At 42.3% G+C, this 20,833-nt stretch carries 24 protein-coding genes; 12 read left to right on the forward strand and 12 right to left on the reverse strand.

All coding sequences use genetic code 11. The annotated features are described in order from the left end of the window. Positions 1-181: 181 nt before the first annotated feature. Genes miaB through ybeY form a run of 3 tightly spaced genes read left to right on the forward strand, consistent with a single transcriptional unit; the run spans position 182 to position 3,275 of the window. Positions 182-1,636 (forward strand): tRNA (N6-isopentenyl adenosine(37)-C2)-methylthiotransferase MiaB, encoded by a 1,455-nt coding sequence (gene miaB, locus HX743_RS04315; protein WP_004976194.1) that lies wholly within the window; start codon positions 182-184, stop codon positions 1,634-1,636. A 39-nt stretch (positions 1,637-1,675) separates the two neighbouring features. Continuing rightward, positions 1,676-2,749, forward strand: coding sequence for a PhoH family protein (locus tag HX743_RS04320; protein WP_096901739.1), 1,074 nt, complete (start codon positions 1,676-1,678; stop codon positions 2,747-2,749). A gap of 43 nt (positions 2,750-2,792) precedes the next feature. Beyond that, positions 2,793-3,275, forward strand: coding sequence for an rRNA maturation RNase YbeY (gene ybeY, locus HX743_RS04325; RefSeq protein WP_178318594.1), 483 nt, complete (start codon positions 2,793-2,795; stop codon positions 3,273-3,275). Positions 3,276-3,487: 212 nt separating this feature from the next. On the opposite strand, the gene HX743_RS04330 is transcribed toward ybeY, so the two are convergent. Continuing rightward, entirely contained in the window at positions 3,488-4,345 is an 858-nt protein-coding gene (locus HX743_RS04330; RefSeq protein WP_214129012.1) for an energy transducer TonB, read from the reverse strand. Between the two features lie 275 nt (positions 4,346-4,620). Between HX743_RS04330 and HX743_RS04335 the strand changes: the two genes are divergently transcribed. The 4 genes from HX743_RS04335 (at position 4,621) to HX743_RS04350 (ending at position 7,519) form a co-directional block, all read left to right on the forward strand. Then, positions 4,621-5,295 (forward strand): hypothetical protein, encoded by a 675-nt coding sequence (locus tag HX743_RS04335; RefSeq protein ID WP_004976182.1) that lies wholly within the window; start codon positions 4,621-4,623, stop codon positions 5,293-5,295. A 145-nt stretch (positions 5,296-5,440) separates the two neighbouring features. Then, positions 5,441-6,154 (forward strand): DUF3108 domain-containing protein, encoded by a 714-nt coding sequence (locus HX743_RS04340; RefSeq protein WP_004976176.1) that lies wholly within the window; start codon positions 5,441-5,443, stop codon positions 6,152-6,154. Between the two features lie 128 nt (positions 6,155-6,282). Next, the gene (locus tag HX743_RS04345) at positions 6,283-6,858 is read left to right on the forward strand and encodes a xanthine phosphoribosyltransferase (RefSeq protein ID WP_004976172.1); all 576 of its coding nucleotides are present in this window, start codon (positions 6,283-6,285) and stop codon (positions 6,856-6,858) included. Between the two features lie 262 nt (positions 6,859-7,120). After that, on the forward strand, positions 7,121-7,519 hold the full coding sequence (locus HX743_RS04350; RefSeq protein WP_178318596.1) for a hypothetical protein: 399 nt from the start codon (positions 7,121-7,123) through the stop codon (positions 7,517-7,519). 61 nt (positions 7,520-7,580) lie between these two features. Here the strand turns inward: HX743_RS04350 and HX743_RS04355 are convergent, their stop codons facing one another. Both HX743_RS04355 and wrbA read right to left on the reverse strand, forming a co-directional pair. Further along, positions 7,581-7,772, reverse strand: a complete 192-nt coding sequence (locus HX743_RS04355) for a hypothetical protein (protein WP_004976167.1) — start codon at positions 7,770-7,772, stop codon at positions 7,581-7,583. A gap of 567 nt (positions 7,773-8,339) precedes the next feature. Continuing rightward, positions 8,340-8,936: an NAD(P)H:quinone oxidoreductase gene (wrbA, locus tag HX743_RS04360; protein ID WP_178318656.1), complete on the reverse strand. Its 597-nt coding sequence runs from the start codon at positions 8,934-8,936 to the stop codon at positions 8,340-8,342. A gap of 114 nt (positions 8,937-9,050) precedes the next feature. Here wrbA and HX743_RS04365 point away from each other — a divergent pair, with 114 nt between their 5' ends. Then, positions 9,051-10,298, forward strand: a complete 1,248-nt coding sequence (locus HX743_RS04365; RefSeq protein ID WP_131261034.1) for a YihY family inner membrane protein — start codon at positions 9,051-9,053, stop codon at positions 10,296-10,298. 146 nt (positions 10,299-10,444) lie between these two features. Here the strand turns inward: HX743_RS04365 and HX743_RS04370 are convergent, their stop codons facing one another. From HX743_RS04370 to HX743_RS04395, 6 genes are all read right to left on the reverse strand, one after another. After that, positions 10,445-11,383 carry a DMT family transporter gene (locus HX743_RS04370; RefSeq protein ID WP_136144062.1) on the reverse strand — a complete coding sequence of 313 codons (939 nt, stop codon included), beginning with the start codon at positions 11,381-11,383 and terminating at the stop codon, positions 10,445-10,447. A gap of 166 nt (positions 11,384-11,549) precedes the next feature. Further along, positions 11,550-11,954, reverse strand: a complete 405-nt coding sequence (locus tag HX743_RS04375; RefSeq protein WP_004976158.1) for a biopolymer transporter ExbD — start codon at positions 11,952-11,954, stop codon at positions 11,550-11,552. After that, positions 11,954-12,577, reverse strand: coding sequence for a MotA/TolQ/ExbB proton channel family protein (locus tag HX743_RS04380; RefSeq protein WP_096901723.1), 624 nt, complete (start codon positions 12,575-12,577; stop codon positions 11,954-11,956). Before HX743_RS04380 ends, HX743_RS04375 begins: the two co-directional genes overlap by 1 nt. Before the next feature lie 20 nt (positions 12,578-12,597). Next, positions 12,598-13,389, reverse strand: coding sequence for an energy transducer TonB (locus HX743_RS04385; RefSeq protein WP_104853035.1), 792 nt, complete (start codon positions 13,387-13,389; stop codon positions 12,598-12,600). 261 nt (positions 13,390-13,650) lie between these two features. Then, a complete protein-coding gene (purU, locus tag HX743_RS04390; protein WP_004976151.1) occupies positions 13,651-14,517 on the reverse strand; it encodes a formyltetrahydrofolate deformylase in 867 nt (288 codons plus the stop codon). A gap of 91 nt (positions 14,518-14,608) precedes the next feature. Further along, positions 14,609-15,310 (reverse strand): TetR/AcrR family transcriptional regulator, encoded by a 702-nt coding sequence (locus HX743_RS04395; protein WP_004976150.1) that lies wholly within the window; start codon positions 15,308-15,310, stop codon positions 14,609-14,611. Between the two features lie 117 nt (positions 15,311-15,427). Between HX743_RS04395 and HX743_RS04400 the strand changes: the two genes are divergently transcribed. From HX743_RS04400 to HX743_RS04415, 4 genes are all read left to right on the forward strand, one after another. Beyond that, positions 15,428-16,876 (forward strand): coniferyl aldehyde dehydrogenase, encoded by a 1,449-nt coding sequence (locus HX743_RS04400; RefSeq protein WP_178318597.1) that lies wholly within the window; start codon positions 15,428-15,430, stop codon positions 16,874-16,876. Between the two features lie 163 nt (positions 16,877-17,039). Beyond that, entirely contained in the window at positions 17,040-17,276 is a 237-nt protein-coding gene (gene rpmB / locus HX743_RS04405; RefSeq protein ID WP_004976147.1) for a 50S ribosomal protein L28, read from the forward strand. Between the two features lie 16 nt (positions 17,277-17,292). Beyond that, entirely contained in the window at positions 17,293-17,448 is a 156-nt protein-coding gene (rpmG, locus tag HX743_RS04410) for a 50S ribosomal protein L33 (RefSeq protein WP_004976146.1), read from the forward strand. A gap of 158 nt (positions 17,449-17,606) precedes the next feature. Then, positions 17,607-19,322, forward strand: a complete 1,716-nt coding sequence (locus HX743_RS04415; RefSeq protein WP_178318598.1) for a cation:proton antiporter — start codon at positions 17,607-17,609, stop codon at positions 19,320-19,322. A gap of 191 nt (positions 19,323-19,513) precedes the next feature. Here HX743_RS04415 and HX743_RS04420 read toward each other — a convergent pair whose 3' ends face one another. The 3 genes from HX743_RS04420 to HX743_RS04430 all read right to left on the reverse strand — a co-directional run bounded on the left by HX743_RS04420 (position 19,514) and on the right by HX743_RS04430 (position 20,830). Further along, a complete protein-coding gene (locus tag HX743_RS04420; RefSeq protein WP_131261040.1) occupies positions 19,514-19,792 on the reverse strand; it encodes a hypothetical protein in 279 nt (92 codons plus the stop codon). A gap of 103 nt (positions 19,793-19,895) precedes the next feature. Further along, a complete protein-coding gene (locus tag HX743_RS04425) occupies positions 19,896-20,399 on the reverse strand; it encodes a DUF6586 family protein (protein ID WP_096901716.1) in 504 nt (167 codons plus the stop codon). 176 nt (positions 20,400-20,575) lie between these two features. Next, on the reverse strand, positions 20,576-20,830 hold the full coding sequence (locus HX743_RS04430) for an RNA-binding protein (RefSeq protein ID WP_178318599.1): 255 nt from the start codon (positions 20,828-20,830) through the stop codon (positions 20,576-20,578). Positions 20,831-20,833: the final 3 nt, after the last annotated feature.

Raw genomic sequence — 20,833 nt, forward strand, 5'->3', positions numbered from 1 at the left:
GATTAGACACTATTAATCTTGAAATCAATCTTCCAACAATTTTACTTCACATTTCAAGTATGTGATGCACGGATTAAAGGCTGTCAGTTTATCTTGAATTCCTGCTAAAATACGCCCCTCTGTTTTATCTATTCCGTTTATTTTTATAAACGAACTCGTGAATTATCTCTTAGGAGCCTACATGACGGTTCAAACCTTCATCCCGAATGGTGCCCAAGCTGCCTCAGAAAACACTGTTACCCAGCCACAGCACACCCCAGCCGACGGTTCAGTTAAAAAACTGTATATCGAAACGCAAGGGTGTCAGATGAATGAGTATGACAGTCACCGTATGGCAGACCTTTTGGGCGACTCGCACGGCTATGTGCTGACCAGCAACCCTGCCGATGCCGATATTTTGCTCATGAACACCTGTTCAATTCGTGAAAAAGCCCAAGAAAAAGTATTTTCTGAATTAGGACGTTGGCGCAAGCTTAAAGAAAAAAATCCTGATTTGGTCATTGGTGTAGGCGGTTGCGTGGCTTCTCAAGAAGGCGACAACATTCAAAAACGCGCACCGTATGTGGATATGATTTTTGGCCCACAAACCTTGCACCGCTTGCCACAAATGCTTGATCAGCACCACGATCAAGTTGAAAAACCAAAGAAAGAAAAAATCAAACTGGTGGATATTTCTTTCCCAGACATCGAAAAATTCGACTTTTTACCTGAACCGCGTGTTGAAGGGTTTAAGGCCTTTGTATCGATTATGGAAGGCTGTTCAAAATACTGCTCATTCTGTGTCGTGCCATATACCCGTGGTGAAGAAGTTTCACGTCCTTTAGATGACGTATTGGCTGAAATTGCGACTTTGGCAGAAAAAGGTGTACGTGAAATTAGCTTGCTCGGTCAAAACGTGAATGGTTACCGTGGTGAGACTTTTGACGGCAAAATTTGTACTTTCGCAGATTTACTGCGTTTAGTTGCCGAAGTGCCTGGCATTGGTCGTATTCGCTACACCACATCACACCCTCTAGAATTTAATGATGATTTGATTCAATGCTACCGTGATTTACCGCAAATGGTGTCGCATTTACACTTGCCTGTGCAAAGTGGTTCGAATGATGTGTTACAAGCCATGAAACGTAACCACACTATTGATGTGTATATCGATAAGATTGCCAAATTACGTAAAGTACGCCCAGACATGCACTTATCTAGCGACTTTATTATTGGCTTCCCAGGTGAAACTGATCAAAACTTTGAAGAAACTTATCAGTTTATTCAAGATATGGATTTTGACCATTCTTATAGTTTTATCTACTCAAAACGTCCGGGAACACCTGCATCGGAACTCGAAGACACCACCCCTGAAGATGTTAAAAAAGAGCGTTTGGCCAAAGTTCAGCAATGGATCAAACAATCTAGTATTGATAAGACCGATGCCATGCTTGGGACGGTACAACGTGTCCTAATTGAAAATGTTTCCGACAAAGACCCGAACATTTTAGTGGGTACGGCCGACAATACACGTTTAGTAACATTTATTGGTGACCCTGCTTGGGTCGGACGCTTTGCGGAGATTGAGATTACCGAGATTAAAACTTTGAATTTAGTTTACGGTGAACTCTTGAATCTTGAGCCTGACGTGGCGTAATGTAGGAGCTAAAGTCCAATAACAGATTAAGGAATTCTCTTGACTGCAGCGATTCGACGTACAGTAACTTTTCCTGGCATTTCAATGGAACGTCTAAAAAGCATGCTCGGTGCTTATAACGGACATTTGAAACAAATCGAACAACGTCTAGACGTCCAAATTTCTCATCGTGGTGACGCCTTTTTTATAGATGGGGAAATTGATGCAGTTGAACGAGCCGAAACGCTCTTGCAACGCCTGCATGAAGAAGCGGAAAGCTCTGCACAAATTAGTGCAGACACGCTCCACATGATGATTCAGGGCAGTCAGACTGACCGTGAATTACAATCGGATGATGGGCAAGAGCATACTGGATTGGATGCTGTTTGGTTGCAAACCCGCAAAGGGCGCATTAATCCACGCGGTGCCAACCAAAAGCGTTATGTGCAACGTATTTTGCAAAGTGATATTTCATTTGGTATTGGCCCTGCAGGTACGGGTAAAACCTATTTGGCTGTTGCCTCTGCCGTAGATATGTTGGAACGCAATGAAATCCAGCGGATTCTATTGGTGCGCCCTGCGGTTGAAGCGGGTGAAAAACTGGGCTTCTTACCGGGTGATTTAACCCAGAAAATTGACCCGTATTTGCGTCCCCTTTATGATGCCCTGTATGAAATGCTCGGCTTTGAAAAAGTTGCTAAGCTGATTGAACGTCAAGTGATTGAAGTTGCACCACTGGCGTATATGCGTGGTCGTACCCTCAACCACTCTTTTGTGATTTTGGATGAAGCCCAGAACACCACGCCTGAACAGATGAAGATGTTCCTGACCCGTTTAGGGTTTGGTTCACGTGCAGTGATTACCGGTGATGTGACTCAGGTGGATTTACCACGTGGTCAGCAGTCTGGTCTGGCACATGCCTTACGTGTGATTGATAAAATCCCTGAAATTCATATTACTCGTTTCCATTCTCGTGATGTCGTGCGTCACCAGCTGGTTCAGAAAATTGTTGAAGCCTATGAAGGCTGGGACAGTGAGCAACAGCGTTTAAGTGCCGAAGCGCGTGCAGAACGTAAAGCGCGCCAGGAAGCATTAATTGCGGAAAATGATGCCGCAGCAGATGCACAGCACTAATCGCTGTGCGCTCTGCAACCTACTGAAGTATTAAGGATTCATTTTGAAATTAAGTCTCAGCCTGCAACAGGACATTCAAGCGCCTGAGCTGGTGTTAAAACGTGCCTATCTGAAAAAAGTAGTCGAAACCACTTTAAGACTTATAGACACCCAAAGTGATTGTGAAATTGGAATTGCCTGTGTCGATCATGCCGAAAGTCACAAGCTCAATCTGGAATATCGCAAAAAAGACAAATCTACCAACGTCTTGTCTTTCCCAAGCGATTTACCCGATGAAATGGCACAAGTTTTGCCGAGCTTCCCTATTGGGGATTTGGTAATTTGTATTCCTGTGGTTTTACAGGAAGCTGCAGAACAAGCCAAAACACCATTAGCGCATTTCACTCACATGCTAGTACATGGCACGCTGCACCTTATGGGCTATGATCATGAAACCTCAGATGAGGATGCCGAAGAAATGGAAGCTTTAGAAGTTGAGATTCTTGCCAAGTTGGGTTTGGATAATCCATACATGGAAAGAGATTGAATTTTAAGTTTTAGAAAATCATAAAAATAGCGGGCTAAGGCTCGCTTTTTTGTTTAAAACTACTCCCTCCCAATGGGAGGGAGAACATTCATTAGAGTCCCATGATTGCTAAATACCAGAAGAACATTGCTGCGTAAAGCAGAGAGTAGATTCTTGTTACTTGTCCACAAAGTCCTCTCTCCCTTTGGGAGAGAGCCAGAGAGAGCGAAAAACTAGCGCACCTCAAACTCAGCTTCAGCAGGGTCAAAACGCCACGTCCGTACAATCCGCAATTCAGAAATATCTTTCATTTTGGCATCAAATGCACCAAAAGGTGCGGCTTTACGCACCGAAGCTTTGGCTGCTTCATCTAGCATGGCATGTCCTGAACTTTCAATTAAACGAATGGCACGAATCCCACCATTGTTGTTCAAAATCACCATTAAACGTACTTCGCCTGCCAAATTCTGTGCTTTGGCTTGTTCTGGATAATAACGGTTACCATAAAATTCGACTTTTTGACGGAATTTTTCCATATAACCAGCGGTGTTGTCTTGCTTGGCCTGAATCCCATCGATGGTTTTAATTTTTTGCTGACGGCTAAAATTTTGTTGGCGTTGTAAATATTGCGCTTCAATACTGGCGACCATGGCGGCCTTAGCTTGGAATTGGCTATTCAACTCCTGCATGGCTTTTTTGCGCTGATTTTCTGCAGCCTGTTTTTGCCAACTGAGCGTGGTCATCAATACTTTTTCTTCAAAGTTTAATTCACGCTGTTGCTGCATACGCTCTAAACTTTCCAATTGCTGCTCCCCTGCACTTTGTTCAGTCATGGGTGCAGGCATATCACTCGACATGCGATGTTCTTCACGGAACGTACCTGAACCTTGCTGATCGGCTTGGGCTAAGAAATCTGCATCTTCAACTTTTGCATCGCTCATGCGTACCGATACCGCAATCTCTTTGACCGCAGCATCGCTTTGTTGCGGTGCAACAAACTGCACGGCCAAAATTAATGCGTGCAATACAGCAGCCACCAGCAACGCTGCAGCAAAAATAGGATCTTTCCACCAATCTTGCGTAGAAGGCATCAATTGAATTTTTTTTAGCATCACATTAATCCGACAAAACGTCTGATTCCCCAAGCCGCCAAATGCGGTATAAACTAAAGAGCATATTACTTTGCTCAGTTTTTGCTTTTCTGCAAAACTGCGAAGTTCATCAAAAAGCTGACTACTGAGCCTTAAAATCTTAAAAATGGTGCAATTTATTTTGCTAAACTGCAAGCTTCTATGCCTGTATTTTTAATACAATTCGACAAAATATTTGTATCTGTAAAGAATGAATGAACGACTTGGACGGCCGTATGCAAACCCTGATCACCAATATCTCTCAACGTATCCGTCAAGTGTACCAAAAAGCGGAAGGATTTATTGAGGATGAACGTGAATTTCCATTATCTCAGGTCTTCTTAAATGCGACTTTTCAGCGCTTTGTGACCGATAATGTGAAAATGTTGCAAGATCTGCACGCAGACTTACACGACGACTGGTTACGTCTTTATGCAACCCTAGATTACAACGGCTTGAACATCACTCTGTCTGTCGATTTAAAATTAGTACAGATGGAATTGAATAAAGATACTCAGCTGATTGTGTTTGAACAAATTAGTGACACGCAGGTGATTGAAGCAAGTTATCCAAGTTTTTTGCATAAAATCGCTGTGAAGTGCGCTTTATTTTACTATCAAAAAATACGCAATGATGACCCTTTAGGCATGATTTTAGAAAAACTCAAAGTCATTAAAGTCAAAGATGATTTGCTGCATTTAGATTTAAATCGCTGGTTGGGCAAAAGCCGCTCTATCATTGACACACTCAGCAAAGTTCATGTGAATCATGCGGTATTACGTGAAGCGGAATTGGTGCTCACTGGCAACGTCAATTTAACGGCGTTGTTCCGCAAAATGTCTGAAGAAAGACTAGAAGATGTGGAAGAATCTCTTGCAGATACGCAAGTCACACCGCTGAAACAAAAATAAAGCTAAGCTGAAACTTTAGAAGAGAATACATACAGGAAAACTACACAAGCCGCATAATTCCTAATTTTCTCTTCATATTCAACGCGTATAATGGCAACAAGCAAGCAAATTGCATCTCCCTACATACAGAGGAAATATCTCAGCAATGGCAAATCATGTATTGAAAAAAATGGGTATGGCAGCCGGTGTGTCTACAGCACTGTTTTTGGCTGGTTTCTCTAGCCAAACATTTGCCATGAGTCCTTTCCAAGCCAGTTATCAATTTAACTACAATGGTAAAAACTTAGGTTCTGCAACACGTACTTTAAGCCAAACAGGTAACCAATGGAGTTATGTGTTTGCTGCCAAAGCAGGCGTGATTGCCTCTGCTACAGAAACTAGCCGTTTTAGTTTTAATAATGGCAAAATTGGCTCATCTAGCTTTAGCCGCAGCAGTAAGATTTTGGTGCATAACAACACCATGAGTATTAACTTCAATCCTTCGGCGAAAACCATTAACACCAAAAAGGACAGCGACACCCGTTCTTTTGCGTGGAAAGCGGGCGTGTTGGATGAGTTGAATGCGGAACTGCAAATCCGTGAAGACTTAAAAAGTGGTGGTTTAAAATCGAGCTACTATATTGCCGATAATAAAGAGGTGGAATCACGTCGCTTTATTAAGCAAGGTTCAGAAAAAATCAAAACCAGTTATGGTACTTTTGATACCATTAAAGTGGTGCTGAAACACAACAAACCAAACCGTGATACGATTTTCTGGTTGGCACCAAAACTTGACTACTTGCCTGTCAAAGTTACCCACCAAGACAAAGACAAGTCTTATGGATTATTACTCACAGGCTATAAAGGCCCGACCAACTAATTTAGAATATAACTACTGAGCAAAGCTTGGCAGTTATTCACCATTTGGTAAATTGTTCTTGCATTTTTTCAGGTGCTTTTTAAAATACGCTTTTGCTTTGAAAAGCACCTGCTCTTGAGGATTCTCCCGTGCATGCACTAGAACAGAAAATTTTAGCCGAAGGTATCGTTCTATCTGAAGCGGTTCTAAAAGTCGACTCTTTCTTAAACCATCAAATTGACCCTGTGATGATGCAGCAAATTGGTCAAGAATTTGCGCGTTTGTTTAAAGATGCAGGCATCACCAAAATTATTACCATCGAAGCTTCTGGCATTGCACCAGCTGTGATGGCAGGTTTAGAGCTTGGCGTACCTGTAATTTTTGCACGTAAATATCAATCTTTAACCTTAAAAGATGATTTATACCGCTCTAAAGTATTTTCATTTACCAAGCAAACTGAAAGCACGATTGCCATTTCAAACAAACATATCAGCGCGAGCGACAAAGTCTTGGTGATTGATGACTTTTTGGCAAATGGTCAAGCTGCACTTGGTTTGGCAGATTTAATCCATCAAGCGAATGCAGAAGTCGTGGGTATTGGGATTGTGATTGAAAAATCATTCCAGCCGGGTCGTGAATTATTGCTTGAAAAAGGCTATCGCGTTGAATCATTGGCACGAGTAAAGTCTTTGGCAAACGGTACAGTTGAATTTGTACGCGATTAAGGTCGATTAAAACTGATGTTGGTTCATCATTTAAACCCGATGATCAAAGAGTGCTTAGGCGCTCTTTTTTTTATGCTTTTTTTAAACTTAAACAACTCATTTACATATATTGAATTTACAAAATAGCCGCGCTACGCCATTCTGCACTTGAAATAACAGTGATTCAGCAGTCTAGTTTTTCTGATTGCAGCTCTAGACAGCACTTTTTAGATCGTCTGCGTGCATTGATGCATGCGGCATGAGCATAAGGCAATTTACAGTCATGACACAAGACAATCCGTTGATGCAACACAGTATCACCTGTCCGAAATGTGGTTCAACTCAAGTTGAAAAACGCAACCATCAACAAAACTTACAAAAAATTGGTGGCGTGTTATTAGGCTCTGCAGGTACGGCAGCAGGTACAGTAGGCGGCGCAGCTTCAGGAGCTTCTATTGGTGCGGCAATCGGTACTGCCGCAGGACCTTTGGGCGTAATTATGGGCGGCACGATTGGCACGTTTGTCGGGGCAATTAGTGTGGGAATCACAGGCGGTTTTCTTGGGCATCGCTTTGGTAAAAAAGCAGGTGTAATTGTCGATCAGAATATTTTTCTGGATTTTCAATGCCTCAATTGCAAACACCGCTTTAAAGAAAAAATTCAAACAGCCAAGCAACTCTAAATAGCCCTAAATCAATTTCAAAAAAATGCTGCACATGGCAACACTTTTTGATTGTATCTTTTTATTTTGCAGTGCTGCTTGCAGAAGTCATCACAGTTTTTTGTGCCGCTAAATACTGTGCTTCCGCAGGTTGTTTTTCAATACGTTGTTCTTCTGGAAAACTCAGACTATGCACAATTTCAGTCGCTGCAACACTCGACCATGAACACCCTAAACTCATTAGACCTAACCCAATCAGCATCCACTTATTCATTTTCACTTTCCTCAATCTCTCATTTTTACAGCAGTCCGTTGTGCTCAATACATTAGGGTCTGTTGACAATTCGTCTATGTTTGCGGCATGAGAGATATATCTCGCAAGGTTTTTTAGCTGATATAAGGCATGGGACAGGAAATTTAGTCATTCTAAATGACTGGCACATAACGCAATAGCAGCAAAAAATATGCTCGCCCCGAAAGGCTGTGGCTAAAACTTTCTCAGATTGCGTTATGAAACTTAGCAATAATCTCGCTATTCCTTGCGTTTCATGCCTGATCTGCTCAGTTTTAGCCTACAGCGCAAGCCATTTATGAAATGTCAACAGACCCTAGCCTGCAAAAAAATGCTGCGTGAACCGTGACAGAAAACTCTGCTTTTAAAGCGGTTATTAGACGTGAAAAGAGAAAACTGAATATCACTGCAAATGGTGATTTTAGGTGAAAAGTGAACTTATTTTTTAGCACGCTCAATGCTACATAAGCCAATCGAATTCAAGTACAAAAGATAAAAGCGTAAAACGATATCCACATTTTACGCTTCATCTTAATTAAAGAAAGAATCTCACATGCCCTGTAATTTTTTTACCATTTCACCTAGGCGTTGTCCTTGCACTTCACAAAGGATTTTTTCATCCTGACTCAAAGCCTGATCGTGGCGCGGGCCGCTCACATGCGTTGCACCATACGGCGTACCGCCCGTTTTGGTATTTGATAAAGCAGGATGCGCATTATGCAATCCCATAATCATCATTCCGTGGTGAAACAATGGCGGCAACATGGTCAATAAGGTACTTTCCTGTCCACCATGCATCGAACCCGATGAGGTAAAAACGCAGGCAGGTTTATTGTGCAATGCGCCATTCAGCCACAGACTAGTGGTTTGATCCCAGAAATATTTCATTTCAGATGCCATATTGCCAAAACGTGTAGGTGAACCTAAAGCCAAACCTGCACAATTGGCCAAGTCATCCAAAGTACAATAAATATCACCTTCGGCAGGAATACTTGGCTCTGCTTGTTGCACCACGGTCGAGATATTTGGCACAGTTCTAATTTTAACGGGCATGCCACTAGCCTCCACCCCGTTGGCAATTAAATGTGCCATTTCTTTGGTAGAACCATATTTACTAAAGTACAAAACCAGAATATATGCTTGCATCATGCTAAGAAATCAGACTAAAAATGAAAACTATACGGTATTTTTCTGCTTTTTTGGTTAAGCTTAACCATGAAAACAGATAAAGATGATTAAAAAAGTTGAGACAGCCACTGTATGATCGTTGAGTATTTAAAGAAACTGCCTTTTTATGACAAACAATGGTTTCAATTTGTCTTATTTGTGCTGCGTCGCTTTGAAGCAGATCGCTGCCGTGAACAAGCAGGCTCTTTAACCTACACTACCCTGTTTGCCGTTGTACCTATGCTCACCGTATTTTTGGTGATCATCTCATCCATTAAGGCACTCGAACCTGCACGGCAACAATTACAACAACTGATTTACAGCAACTTTTTACCTAAAACCACCATCGCCTTTGATAAAGCCTTAAATGCCTTTACCGACAAATCTAGCAACTTAACCGTCATCGGGATTTTGTTTTTATTCGTGACCACGGTGATGATGCTGACCAGTATTGAAACTGTGTTTAACCGAATTTGGCGGGTTAAGGAAACCCGTGGCGGCATTATGGGTTTTATGCGTTACTGGACCATTATCTCATTAGGCCCTATTTTACTGGGCAGTGCTTTTGTCATTTCCTCAACTTTGGCATCTATGAATGTGCTGAGTAATAACTTTGCAGGTTATGAACTCAATGGCGCATTTATTTTATGGCTGATTTCATTTGCCCTAACCATTTTAGGTTTTTTTATTCTGAATTGGACCATTCCCAACCGCAGTGTACCTATTAAAGCCGCATTAATTGCGGGGGTTTTCAGTGCTGTTGTATTTGAATTTTTGAAAAACCTGTTTGGTTTTATTATGTCCAACTTCACCAGTTATGAAATTATTTATGGTGCTTTTGCTGCCGTACCTATTTTCTTACTGTGGATTTTCCTGTCTTGGAATATTGTGCTGTTAGGTGTTGAAATTAGTTATGCCTTGACCGCTTTTGAAGCCAGTCGCGAAAAAAAATGCCATCCGCTGCTCATGCTATTGGACTTACTGGAATTGTTTTACAAAAAACAAATGCGCGGAGAAAGTGTCACTGAAGCTGAAGCCTTAGATGTATTGGGACGTAATGAAATTGGGCGCTGGCCGTCTTATGTGCTGATGCTAGAACAACAAAATTTAATTAAACGTACTGAAAATGATGAATTTGTTTTGGTGCGCAATTTATCTCAGGTAGATTTTTGGAGTTTTTATTCACAGCTACCGTATTCATTGCCACGTCGTCAGGACTTGGCCAATGTCTATCCTGATGATGAATGGATGCAAAAACTTGGCCCCGTACTCAGTGAAACCGATGACTATTTGGCTGCCAAATTGTCGATTCCGCTCTCTAAGATTTTTGAAGAAAAATAATCTTGTACGCGCTCGCTAGATTTTAAATATCACCCATCTTCAAATTTAAACCCGTATTGAGCTACTAGGTTATTTGAAGATGATTTTTACATGACAACATTGCTGATGTTGAGTCTTGCTCAAGTTCATGGAAAAGCTGCAAATACTTATTTTCTTTTTAGTACTTGGGTTTTATGTTTAAACCAACATTGAGCATTCACCATCAACACCCCCAGCATGACCAAAACAGCCCCAATCATAAAACTTTGGCTCAAGCTTTCATTCAACAACCATACACCAAACAATACGCCAAATAATGGCGTTAAAAATGAAAACACGCCTAAACTGGATGCTAAATATTGTTTCAGCAACCAAAACCAAGCGAGATAGCTAATAAACGAAATCAATACCGCATGAAAAATCAAACTGCCTATGGCTAAGGCTGTCCAATGAATTTCAGCCTGTCCCATCCACCATGCCATCGGCAGTAAAATCAAAAAACCACCCATCAATTGGTAAAACAAAGTTTGTGTTGCAGGGGCTTCCGATAAACGACTTAGACGTACCGCAACAGTTGTGGCTGCCCAAAGTATGCCTGCACTCAGCGCAAGTAAATCGCCAAAAAGCATCTGGCTGAAGTTTTGGTGGCTCTCTTGTTGCACAGTATCACGCCATAAAAAAGTCACCGCTATGCCAGCAAAAGACAACAGAATCCCGCCCCATTGCAAGCGAGATAAACGCTCTGCAGGTAGTTTCCAATGCAACGCTAAAGCCACAAAAATAGGCGCGGTATATAGTAAAACCACCACATGCGACGCAGAAGTATATTGAATCGCCTGCCCTAACATAAAAAATTCTGCGGCAAATAAAATACCCACCAATATGCCTGCAGGCAGATATTCAGTCGAAGCCCATTGTGTATTTCTTGCAAGCAATAACAAAGGCAACACCATCACAGCAGACAAGCCTGAACGCAGTGCCAATTGCATCAAGGGTGAAATATCTGCCGCAGCAACTTTTAGCACCACTTGTTGCAGACCCCAAAAAACACACAAAATTAGCATCATACTGCTGGCTTTTGCATCAAGTGCTTGGCGTGAACTCATGGCTGAACCTGATCTGAGATAAAAAATAGACTTTAAAGTAAGCAGCGGACTCAACCTAAATCTTTTGGATATTCAACATCATTGAGTACTTGAGGAGTTTTGGCATTATGCGCGACTTTGCATAAAAAAAGCGACCTAAATAGATCGCTAATTTTTAAGGATTAACTTAATCATCTGTTGCGAAAGCAATATCACTGAGTCCGGCTTCACTCGCACGTGACATCACTTGCGCCACAGTATCATAACGCGCATCTTTATCTGCTCTTAACACCACGGTTGGCTGTTGAGCTTGCTGACTAGCATCATTAAAGCGGGTTTGCAACTCATCTAAACTAATGATTTGATCATCCCACGCCACTTCACCATTGGCATTGATACTGACCTGAATTTGCTCAGGCGGTAAATCAACAATTTCTGCGCTGGTTTGCGGTAAGGTTAATGGTATAGATGGGTTGGCAACGGTCGCTGTCACCAAAAAGATGATCATCAATACCAACATAATGTCGATCAGGGGAATAAGGTTCATCTCATTCATGCCTGAATCGTTGTCTTCACCCAATTGAAAAGCCATTAAACCTGACCTCCCACTAAACTTTGTTGTGTTGCATTCACTTCAGTTCTTTGAACAGAAGAATCTTGTTGCAACATGGTGTCAATCAACAAACTATGTGCATGATCTTGCAAATTTGTAGATAAGGTACGGTTCACACGCGAACAAATGTTGTAAGCAATCACGGCAGGAATCGCCACCGCCAAACCGAAGCCCGTCATAATCAACGCTTCACCAACAGGCGTTGCCACTTGAGCCAATCCCGCCTGACCGCTTTTTCCAACCGCAACGAGTGCATGGAAAATACCCCAAACTGTACCAAACAAACCCACAAACGGTGCTAATGACGCAATTGTACCCAGTACCGATACGCCTTTTTCTGCCGATGCTTTTTCTACCGAGATTTGACGCAATAAGGCTTGCTCAGCAACCGCTTTACGCTGCTCAAAATTTAAGGGCACCAGTTTTGCTTTAAGCTGATTTAAAGCCTGTGACAGTTGAGCATAAGCTTGTTGCTTCAATTGGCGCGTGCCTATCAAACGTAATGCGAAGATGGTCCATGTCGCAATCGACATCGCCAATAACACGAAATACAGCGTTTTGCTGACTGCATCTGCGTGTTGCCAATAGACGGAAAAGTTCATACTCGAACTCCTGTTGAAGGTTAGCCGTTAGGGTTCAATGTCAATTCAAAAGGCTGCTCAGCACGAATTGGATAAGCCACGCCATTTTCTTTGTACGGTTTGAATTTTGCACTACGCACTGCGCGTAAAATCTTTTGATCTAAAGCAGGTACACCACTAGAACGCGTAATTTGAGCATCGGTGATCACGCCTTTTTCATTGGCTTCAATCCGAACCACCACGTTACGGGTTTCTCCCTGTAAATCACGATTGGTATAAGAAGGTTTTGGAGAACGACTCCATTGCACGCCTGAGCCGCCAATCGACACTGTTTTTGGAGCAGAAGGTGCGACAGGAGCAGGTGCTGGCGCAACAGGTGCAACTGTCGGTTTCGGTGCAGGCTGTACCACTTTAGTTTCAGTCACCGTTGCTACAGGTGCAGGTTGCACCACACGTTCGACTGGTTTTTCTACGGGCTTCGCCACGGGTTTAGGGGCTTCTGCTTTTTTAACTTGCTGTACTTTTTCTACTTTTTTCGGTGGCGGTGGCAACGGTTTTTCTACCACAGGCACTTCTTTTACAGGCTGAGGCTTGGGTTTTTCAGGCTGTGGTTCAGCCTTAGGTTGCGGTGGCAACGGTTTAGGCTGTTCTTGAATTTTTACAAAGCGTACTTTTAAAGGTTCTTTTTCTATGGGCTTTAAGGTCGGAGTTTGCATTTGCCCCAATGCCCACAACACACCGACATGACCTAATGCAACCACAGCTAAAGCCGTCACAACTTTCTTTTTCATGGCATTGGGCATTTGTAGCATAGCGTTGGGAGATTGGTTCATTAAAGTCAGCGACCTTCAAAAGCAATTGCCAAACCATCACAGTTCCGAACGATCAAACTGATCGGTTAGCACAATTAAAGTAACGCAATAATAAATGAGAAGTGTTTTCATTTGCAACTATTTTTTAATAACAAACGTGAATCATCCAATAAATTTGCTATTTTAAAAACAGTTTAAATAAATGTTATAACATTACAATTTTAGCATAAAAAAACATGCCATGTCGGCATGTTTTAATTCGATTTTTAGATAGCTTTTACCCTATTGAAATACAACAGTTTTGTTGCCATCTACAATAATACGGTCTTCCAAATGCCATTTAACTGCACGTGCCAGTACATTACGTTCCACATCCTGACCCAATTCACGCAGTTGATCTACCGTAAAGTCGTGGTTTACACGCTCTACATCTTGCTCAATGATCGGACCTTGATCTAGGTCTGCTGTTACATAGTGTGCAGTTGCACCAATCAGTTTTACGCCTTTTTCATAAGCTTGTTTATATGGATTTGCGCCCACGAAAGCAGGCAGGAATGAATGGTGAATATTGATCACTTTCATTTCCCACTTAGAGACAAACTCTTCATCCAAAATTTGCATATAACGCGCCAATACCAACAAATCATTGCCTTGCATCAATTCATCAATTTTAGCGTAAGCTTCACGTTTATTTTCTTTATTAACAGGCACTACTTCAAACGGAATACCAAAGTTTTCTACCGCTTCACGCAAGGTGTCATGGTTCGACACCACTTTGGTAATTTCACATGGTAAACCACCACGTGAATGACGCCATAATAGTTCGAGCAAAGCATGATCAACTTTAGACACCAAAATGCCGACTTTTTTCACATCGCTGACCAAAGCCAAACGCCATTGCATTTCATAACGCTCTGCCACGTTAGAAGCAAAGGTTTGCAATAAGCTTTCTTTACGGCTTTGCAAGTGATCCAGTTCAAACTCAACACGCATGAAATAACGCCCGCCCTGAGCTTCTGTTGCGTATTGATCAAGCGCGGTAATGTTGGCTCCTTGATGATACAAAAAGCTCGATACAGCCTGCACAATACCTGGCTTATCTTCACAGGTAATCAGTAAACGTGCAGTATTCGCAGTCGTCATATTCATGTTGTTTTTAGTCACTACTTGGTTAAATTGAAAAACAAGCCGAGTATTCTAGCGCGTTTCTCAGACATTCTAAATAGCCATTCTCAGTCGCTTAGTCGGCTTGAGTATTTTTACTGGATGATAAACTCTCAAACAGTTCAGATGTGCCCAGCGTTTCTAGTAAACGCTCATAGGTTGCACGACTTTCACCCCGTAAATATGCCCCTTCAAGGAACAGCATTTGACGTAAAGCCTGCCAAATCCATTTTTCTTCCAAATGGTTTGAATCGGTAATGTGACCCGACATATATAAGAAGTTCGTCCAGTTGGTCAGCACAATCCAAATATTGATAATCAAGGCTTCAATTTCTGACTCAGTCATTTGCATCAGACCCGCATCCACAAAGGCCTGATAAATTTTTTGTCCCTGCTGCATGACCTGTCCTGCAAAACGTGGATACATTTTGCGGAAATCTTCATTGGTTTCGACCAAATGATAGACATCACGATGCAAAAAACGATAAGCCCACAGCTGACTACTGAGAACCTGAAAATAACGAATTTTGTCATTGGCATCTAAGCCACGATTTTCAGGCAAAGCCAGCATTTCTAAAGTTTCTTGCTGATATTGTTCCATCAGCTCTTTAATAATTTCGTTCTTATTGCGGAAGTGGTAATACAAGTTTCCTGGGCTCATGCCCAGTTCTGCCGCAATATGATTGGTTGTTACCGAACGCTCACCACGCTCGTTAAACAATTGCAAACTCAATTGCAAAATACGTTCTTTGGTTTTCAACGTTTTGGTTTGAGACATCCTAAAAACAACCATTCTTTAAAATTTGGGGGGCATGAAAACATAAAGTCACTTGACTGATTAGAGTAAATACTCTAAAAATTAACTTATATTGCTTTTATTGAATGGTAACATGCCATGAACAGTCAAACAAAAACAACTTCAATGACCCCACATTCACCCGATTTACAACGTCTGGATGATATTTTGGCATTGCAGAAATATGCCTATCAGCGTCATCCTGTCCCAAGTGCCAAAGAACGCATTGAACGCTTAGCCCGCTTAAAACGTGTGATTGTGAAATATCAGGATCAATTTGCCGAAGCCATTAACCGTGACTATGGCAACCGCGCCATTGCAGAAACCAAAATTGGTGAATTACTTACCTGCTTGGAACATATCAAATATTACAGCAAAAACCTGACCGACTGGATGAAGCCATCTAAACGTCAGGTTGGTATTATCCACCAACCTGCAAAAGCATGGGTACAGTATCAGCCTTTAGGCGTGATTGGCATTATTGCACCATGGAATTATCCATTATTACTGTCTTTAGGCCCACTCATTTGCGCCTTGGCAGCAGGCAACCACGCTATGATTAAAATTTCCAGTGCCTCGACCCATTTTGGACGAGTATTGGAAAACGCCTTGAGTGAAGCGTTCCCGCAAGAACTGGTGGCAGTGATTAATGGCGGCGGTAATCTTTCTGACGCCTTCAGCCATTTGCCTTTTGACAAAATGATTTTCACAGGCTCTACCGAAGTGGGTAAAACGGTGATGGCCGCAGCATCCAAAAACTTAGTCCCTGTTATTTTAGAACTAGGTGGAAAATCCCCTGTTTTGGTGCATCCATCTAGCGATATGGTCGATGTAGCGCAGCGTATTGCGGTAGGTAAACTCTGGAATGCTGGACAAACCTGTGTTGCACCCGACTATATGTTCTTGCCTAAAGGCAAAACTGCCGAATTTATGGAGCATTTCGAGCAATTTGTGACCGAAATGTATCCGCATATTCGTGATAACCAAGACTACACTTCTATTATTAATGACAAACAATATCGTCGCTTACAGGGCTATTTAGAAGATGCACGTGAGCGAGGTGCAAATATTATTGAAATTAATCCGCAAAGTGAAAATGTGGCTGCAACCCGTAAAATGGCACCAACGGTACTGACCAATGTCAGTCCAGACATGCAAATTATGCAAAATGAGATCTTTGGTCCAGTCCTGCCAATCTTAGAATATGAACAAATTGATGATGTAATCGAGTTTATTAATAGCCGACCGCGTCCTCTTGCTTTATACTATTTCGACTTTGATCAGGCGCGTGCCGACTATGTCGCACAGCGAACCCATTCAGGGCATTTCGGACTCAATACTGTATTGACCCACGTTGCACAAGATGACTTACCATTTGGTGGTGTTGGTGCATCGGGCATGGGGAAATATCACGGTCCAGAAGGTTTTTTCAGCTTGTCACATGAACGGTCGGTAATGTCTAATCCGAAGCTTTACAGCTTGAAGTTCATTCTCCCCCCATTTGATAAGCCGATTCATCGATTGATTTCGAAGACGCTTCTTCGTTAACTGATCAAGGCATGAGCTATCAAACACGCTCATGCTGTTTTTGAAGAAAATCGCTTGTCTTTTAAGCGTATTTTTGATATAAAACGCCCCTTGAATGAATTCATCCGTTTATTTTTGACTGGCCATACAGATTTGCTGTTGGCTAAATCAATGGAGTTACACCATGTCTAAGGTTTGCCAAGTTACCGGCAAGCGTCCAGTCGTTGGTAACAACGTCTCACACGCCAACAACAAAACTAAGCGCCGGTTCGAGCCGAACCTGCACAACCACCGTTTCTGGTTAGAAAGCGAAAAACGTTTCGTACGTCTTCGTTTAACCACTAAAGGTATGCGTATTATCGACAAATTGGGCATTGAAAAGGTTGTTGCTGACCTTCGTGCTCAAGGTCAAAAGATCTAAGTAAGGAGTCAGGACAATGCGTGATAAGATTCGCTTAGTTTCTACAGCTGGTACAGGTTATTTCTATACCACTACTAAAAACAAACGTACTATGCCGGAAAAAATGGAAATCAAAAAATTTGATCCAAAAATCCGTCAACACGTAGTTTTCAAAGAAGCTAAAATCAAATAATTTTAGCTTTTTTAAAAAACGACCTTATTCAGGTCGTTTTTTTTTGCACTTTTTTTGCCTCACTTGTTAAAATTTCCTCGTTTTCTTTTTTGGCACTATTTGTGCTTGTCTTATTTCAGTCTTTTGACCGCACCTTCACCATGGCTTAGGAGTTTCTCGTGCCTCATGATGTAGAACTCATCATCTTACTTGCCGTTGGTTTTAGCTTGGCACTGGTATTTGGCTATATCGCTGCGCGCTTACGCCTTCCACCGCTTATGGGCTATCTGATTGCAGGTGTCATCATTAGTCCCAACACACCGGGCATTGTGGCAGACATCCATTTAGCTAACCAACTGGCAGAACTTGGGGTGATGTTCCTCATGTTTGGCGTGGGCATGCACTTTTCCCTGAATGATCTCATGCAAGTCCGACGCATTGCCCTACCCGGTGCAATCCTACAAATTGCAGTGGCGACTTTATTGGGTGTGAGTGTGTCGATGATGTGGGGCTGGAGCTTTGGTCCTGCGCTCATCTTTGGCTTAAGCCTGTCCTGTGCCAGTACCGTTGTTTTGCTCAAAGCCTTAGGAGATCGCGGCTTGCTTGACTCCGTTAACGGTAAAATTGCTGTGGGTTGGTTATTGGTTGAAGACTTGGTGATGGTCTTGGCCTTGGTACTGCTTCCCGCAACAGCCGTATTACTGGGTGGACAAGCCATTGAAGGTGCAAATGATGAAAATATCTGGCTAACTTTGGGGCTAACCTTACTTAAGGTATCAGGCTTCATTGCCTTTATGCTCATTGTGGGCAAACGCCTTGTGCCCTTTATCATGCAAATTGTGGCACGTTTAGGCTCAAGGGAACTGTTTACCCTAACTGTAGTTGCAGCAGCGGTATCAATTGCCTTTGGTGCCTATAAAGTCTTTGGCGTATCGATGGCGCTCGGTGCATTCTTTGCAGGTATGGTGGTGAAAGAGTCTGACTTTAGCCATCGTGCCGAAGAAGAAACTCTTCCACTACGTGAAATTTTCTCAATCCTGTTCTTTGTAGCCGTGGGCATGCTGTTTGATCCACGTATTTTAATTGAAGAACCGATACACGTACTGGCTGTGGTCGCCATTATTATGGTGGGTAAAACCATTGCGGCAATGGCGTTGGTGCTGTTCTTCCGCTACCCACTCAACACGGCCTTAACTGTAGGTGCAAGCTTAGCGCAAATTGGTGAGTTTTCCTTCATTTTGGCAACCTTAGGCGTATCGCTACAACTGTTGTCGCTGGAAGGCCAAAACCTGATTCTGGCAGGAGCACTCATTTCTATTACACTCAACTCTTTTGTTTTCTCTGCAATTGAACCCGTGCAAAACTGGATTCGGGAACGTTCTTACTTGGCACGTTTACTGGAACGTAGCAGCGACCCATTAGCGATGCTACCCGATGAAGTCTCACAGGACTATTTACGTGATCAGGTCGTGATTGTTGGACATGGTGAAGTCGGACGCCGCATTACCCAAAACCTCATGGCTGAAAATATTAAGGTCGTGATTGCGGAAGAAAACCGTGAAATTGTCGAAGACTTACGCGAAAAAGGCATTGCTGCAGTCAGCGGCATTGCCACAGAAGTGGGTGTACTGATTCAGGCACATATTCAACATGCACGACTACTCGTTCTCTCGCCTATGGACATTTTGGATATTCATAAAATTGTGGATATTGCCAAAACCCTAAACCCTGAAATTCAGGTTTTGGTGTGTGCAGAAAGCAAAGCCGAAGCGGAAGTAATTCGTAAAGACAACATTGGTGAAGTGTATTTTGCCAAAGAAGAAATGGCGAAAAATATGAGCAATTATATTTTAAATCAAATTGAAATTGCCCATCATCAGCCACCAACGCATTGAGCATCATTCATCTAAAACCCATAGCCAAAATCACAAAAAGCGCACCGTTTAAGCTGCGCTTTTTTTGTTGACGTATAGATTGGCTTTCATTGTGTTGATGAAAAACTATCTAATAATGTCCATGATTTTAACCAAAGCAGATAGACAATCTATTCATTAAAGATAGCTCATCACCGAAAGACCTTTTGGGATTAACTCATAAATTGCGGCTGTTCATCCACAATTTCGGCATGCCATTCATTGACCTGCTTTTCCAACAAGCCAAATAATGCCGCCTGAATCATGTGCTGTGCCACAACAGCCGTCTGATCGCCCAATATGGCTTTGACTTCGTCATTGAACTGGATTTTGACCAATGGCTCTTTCTCTGAGCCTGCATTACGCAATGCCAACTCGCCACCTTCAAGCTGAACCAGCTCTAAAATTGCTTCCTGATTACCAAATAATTCTTTCAATTGCTCTATAGACATATATCCTCCATGCTCGACATGGCGGCAAAGGCGCTTGCACTTTGCATCGTTCAGAATATTTATATCGGGCTGATCAAAAATTTTTCAAGGGCTATTGGTCAGCTTAAAACTCCACCATCTCATTGCGAAAACCATCAATCAATTGGGTCAAATCTCGATGCCATTCGCGTAAAATTTTGGTGTCTGGCAACCATGCTTGCGGCGTTTGCGTGACTTTAATAATTAAATTAGATGATGTTTCATCTTCAGGTTCAGGCGCACTCGGTTCTGGTGTGTACTGACACAAGCGATACGCTCGCTTTAACTCTGCAATAAAGCCCGATTTACTCAGTTGCTGTAAAATAGCCACTTCAGGGGAAATCTGCCCTTTTGCGGCCATTAATTCTTCAATCGATTTAAGGGTCGGATTGCTGTCATTCAGGCGATAATAGCGTACCAATTCCTGCAAAAAAGCCAGTACTGCACCATGCAAATGAAATACCGCAGCTTCACGATGCGCCTGTGCTTGCTGAACGTGTTCGGTTTGTTCTGCCTGTTGGCACGAAAGGCGTGCGAAATATAATTTCTGATTGGTACGATCTGCATGAAAACGAGCAACACGAGACATGAGCCTTTCCTCAATTTAGCGGTCTAAGAGCTTTAGATTAAACCGATTTTTACATGATTCCCAATAAAAAATAGACTGTTTTTATACAACCTAAAATGCGCACCAATACAGTGCCCATATCAGAATTTGCATTAGAAAATGCGCATAAAAAAGGAGCATTTGTTGCTCCCTTTGAACTATTTTGAGGCAGGCTTATCTTCCGCCGCTTTGACTCGAATACCATGTCCATGCAGACGCAATGTGTTCAAGCCTTTAATGGCTTTCACAGCTTCACGTGCATGCGGCATTTCTACAAATGCAAACCCTTTAGATTTTCCTGTTGCAGCATCCAACACCAAATTACAAGATTCTACAGTGCCATATTCCTGAAAAAGTTTTAACAATTCTTCTTCAGTCACTGTGCGCTCTAAACTACGAACTAAAATTTTCATCTT

The organism is Acinetobacter sp. Swhac1, from assembly GCF_013390985.1.
GTDB classification, from domain to species: Bacteria; Pseudomonadota; Gammaproteobacteria; order Pseudomonadales; family Moraxellaceae; genus Acinetobacter; species Acinetobacter towneri.

What these genes read in the sequence shown, in the direction of transcription:
- rpmB (WP_004976147.1), top strand. Translation starts at nt 17,040, where the DNA reads ATGTCTAAGGTTTGCCAAGTTACCGGCAAGCGTCCAGTCGTTGGTAAC.
- HX743_RS04430 (WP_178318599.1), bottom strand. Translation starts at nt 20,830, where the DNA reads ATGAAAATTTTAGTTCGTAGTTTAGAGCGCACAGTGACTGAAGAAGAA.
- HX743_RS04380 (WP_096901723.1), bottom strand. Translation starts at nt 12,577, where the DNA reads ATGAACTTTTCCGTCTATTGGCAACACGCAGATGCAGTCAGCAAAACG.
- HX743_RS04375 (WP_004976158.1), bottom strand. Translation starts at nt 11,954, where the DNA reads ATGGCTTTTCAATTGGGTGAAGACAACGATTCAGGCATGAATGAGATG.
- rpmG (WP_004976146.1), top strand. Translation starts at nt 17,293, where the DNA reads ATGCGTGATAAGATTCGCTTAGTTTCTACAGCTGGTACAGGTTATTTC.
- HX743_RS04355 (WP_004976167.1), bottom strand. Translation starts at nt 7,772, where the DNA reads ATGAATAAGTGGATGCTGATTGGGTTAGGTCTAATGAGTTTAGGGTGT.
- HX743_RS04340 (WP_004976176.1), top strand. Translation starts at nt 5,441, where the DNA reads ATGGCAAATCATGTATTGAAAAAAATGGGTATGGCAGCCGGTGTGTCT.
- HX743_RS04335 (WP_004976182.1), top strand. Translation starts at nt 4,621, where the DNA reads ATGCAAACCCTGATCACCAATATCTCTCAACGTATCCGTCAAGTGTAC.
- HX743_RS04370 (WP_136144062.1), bottom strand. Translation starts at nt 11,383, where the DNA reads ATGAGTTCACGCCAAGCACTTGATGCAAAAGCCAGCAGTATGATGCTA.
- HX743_RS04365 (WP_131261034.1), top strand. Translation starts at nt 9,051, where the DNA reads ATGATCGTTGAGTATTTAAAGAAACTGCCTTTTTATGACAAACAATGG.
- HX743_RS04400 (WP_178318597.1), top strand. Translation starts at nt 15,428, where the DNA reads ATGAACAGTCAAACAAAAACAACTTCAATGACCCCACATTCACCCGAT.
- purU (WP_004976151.1), bottom strand. Translation starts at nt 14,517, where the DNA reads ATGAATATGACGACTGCGAATACTGCACGTTTACTGATTACCTGTGAA.
- miaB (WP_004976194.1), top strand. Translation starts at nt 182, where the DNA reads ATGACGGTTCAAACCTTCATCCCGAATGGTGCCCAAGCTGCCTCAGAA.
- HX743_RS04350 (WP_178318596.1), top strand. Translation starts at nt 7,121, where the DNA reads ATGACACAAGACAATCCGTTGATGCAACACAGTATCACCTGTCCGAAA.
- HX743_RS04425 (WP_096901716.1), bottom strand. Translation starts at nt 20,399, where the DNA reads ATGTCTCGTGTTGCTCGTTTTCATGCAGATCGTACCAATCAGAAATTA.
- wrbA (WP_178318656.1), bottom strand. Translation starts at nt 8,936, where the DNA reads ATGCAAGCATATATTCTGGTTTTGTACTTTAGTAAATATGGTTCTACC.
- HX743_RS04385 (WP_104853035.1), bottom strand. Translation starts at nt 13,389, where the DNA reads ATGAACCAATCTCCCAACGCTATGCTACAAATGCCCAATGCCATGAAA.
- HX743_RS04395 (WP_004976150.1), bottom strand. Translation starts at nt 15,310, where the DNA reads ATGTCTCAAACCAAAACGTTGAAAACCAAAGAACGTATTTTGCAATTG.
- HX743_RS04330 (WP_214129012.1), bottom strand. Translation starts at nt 4,345, where the DNA reads ATGCCTTCTACGCAAGATTGGTGGAAAGATCCTATTTTTGCTGCAGCG.
- HX743_RS04420 (WP_131261040.1), bottom strand. Translation starts at nt 19,792, where the DNA reads ATGTCTATAGAGCAATTGAAAGAATTATTTGGTAATCAGGAAGCAATT.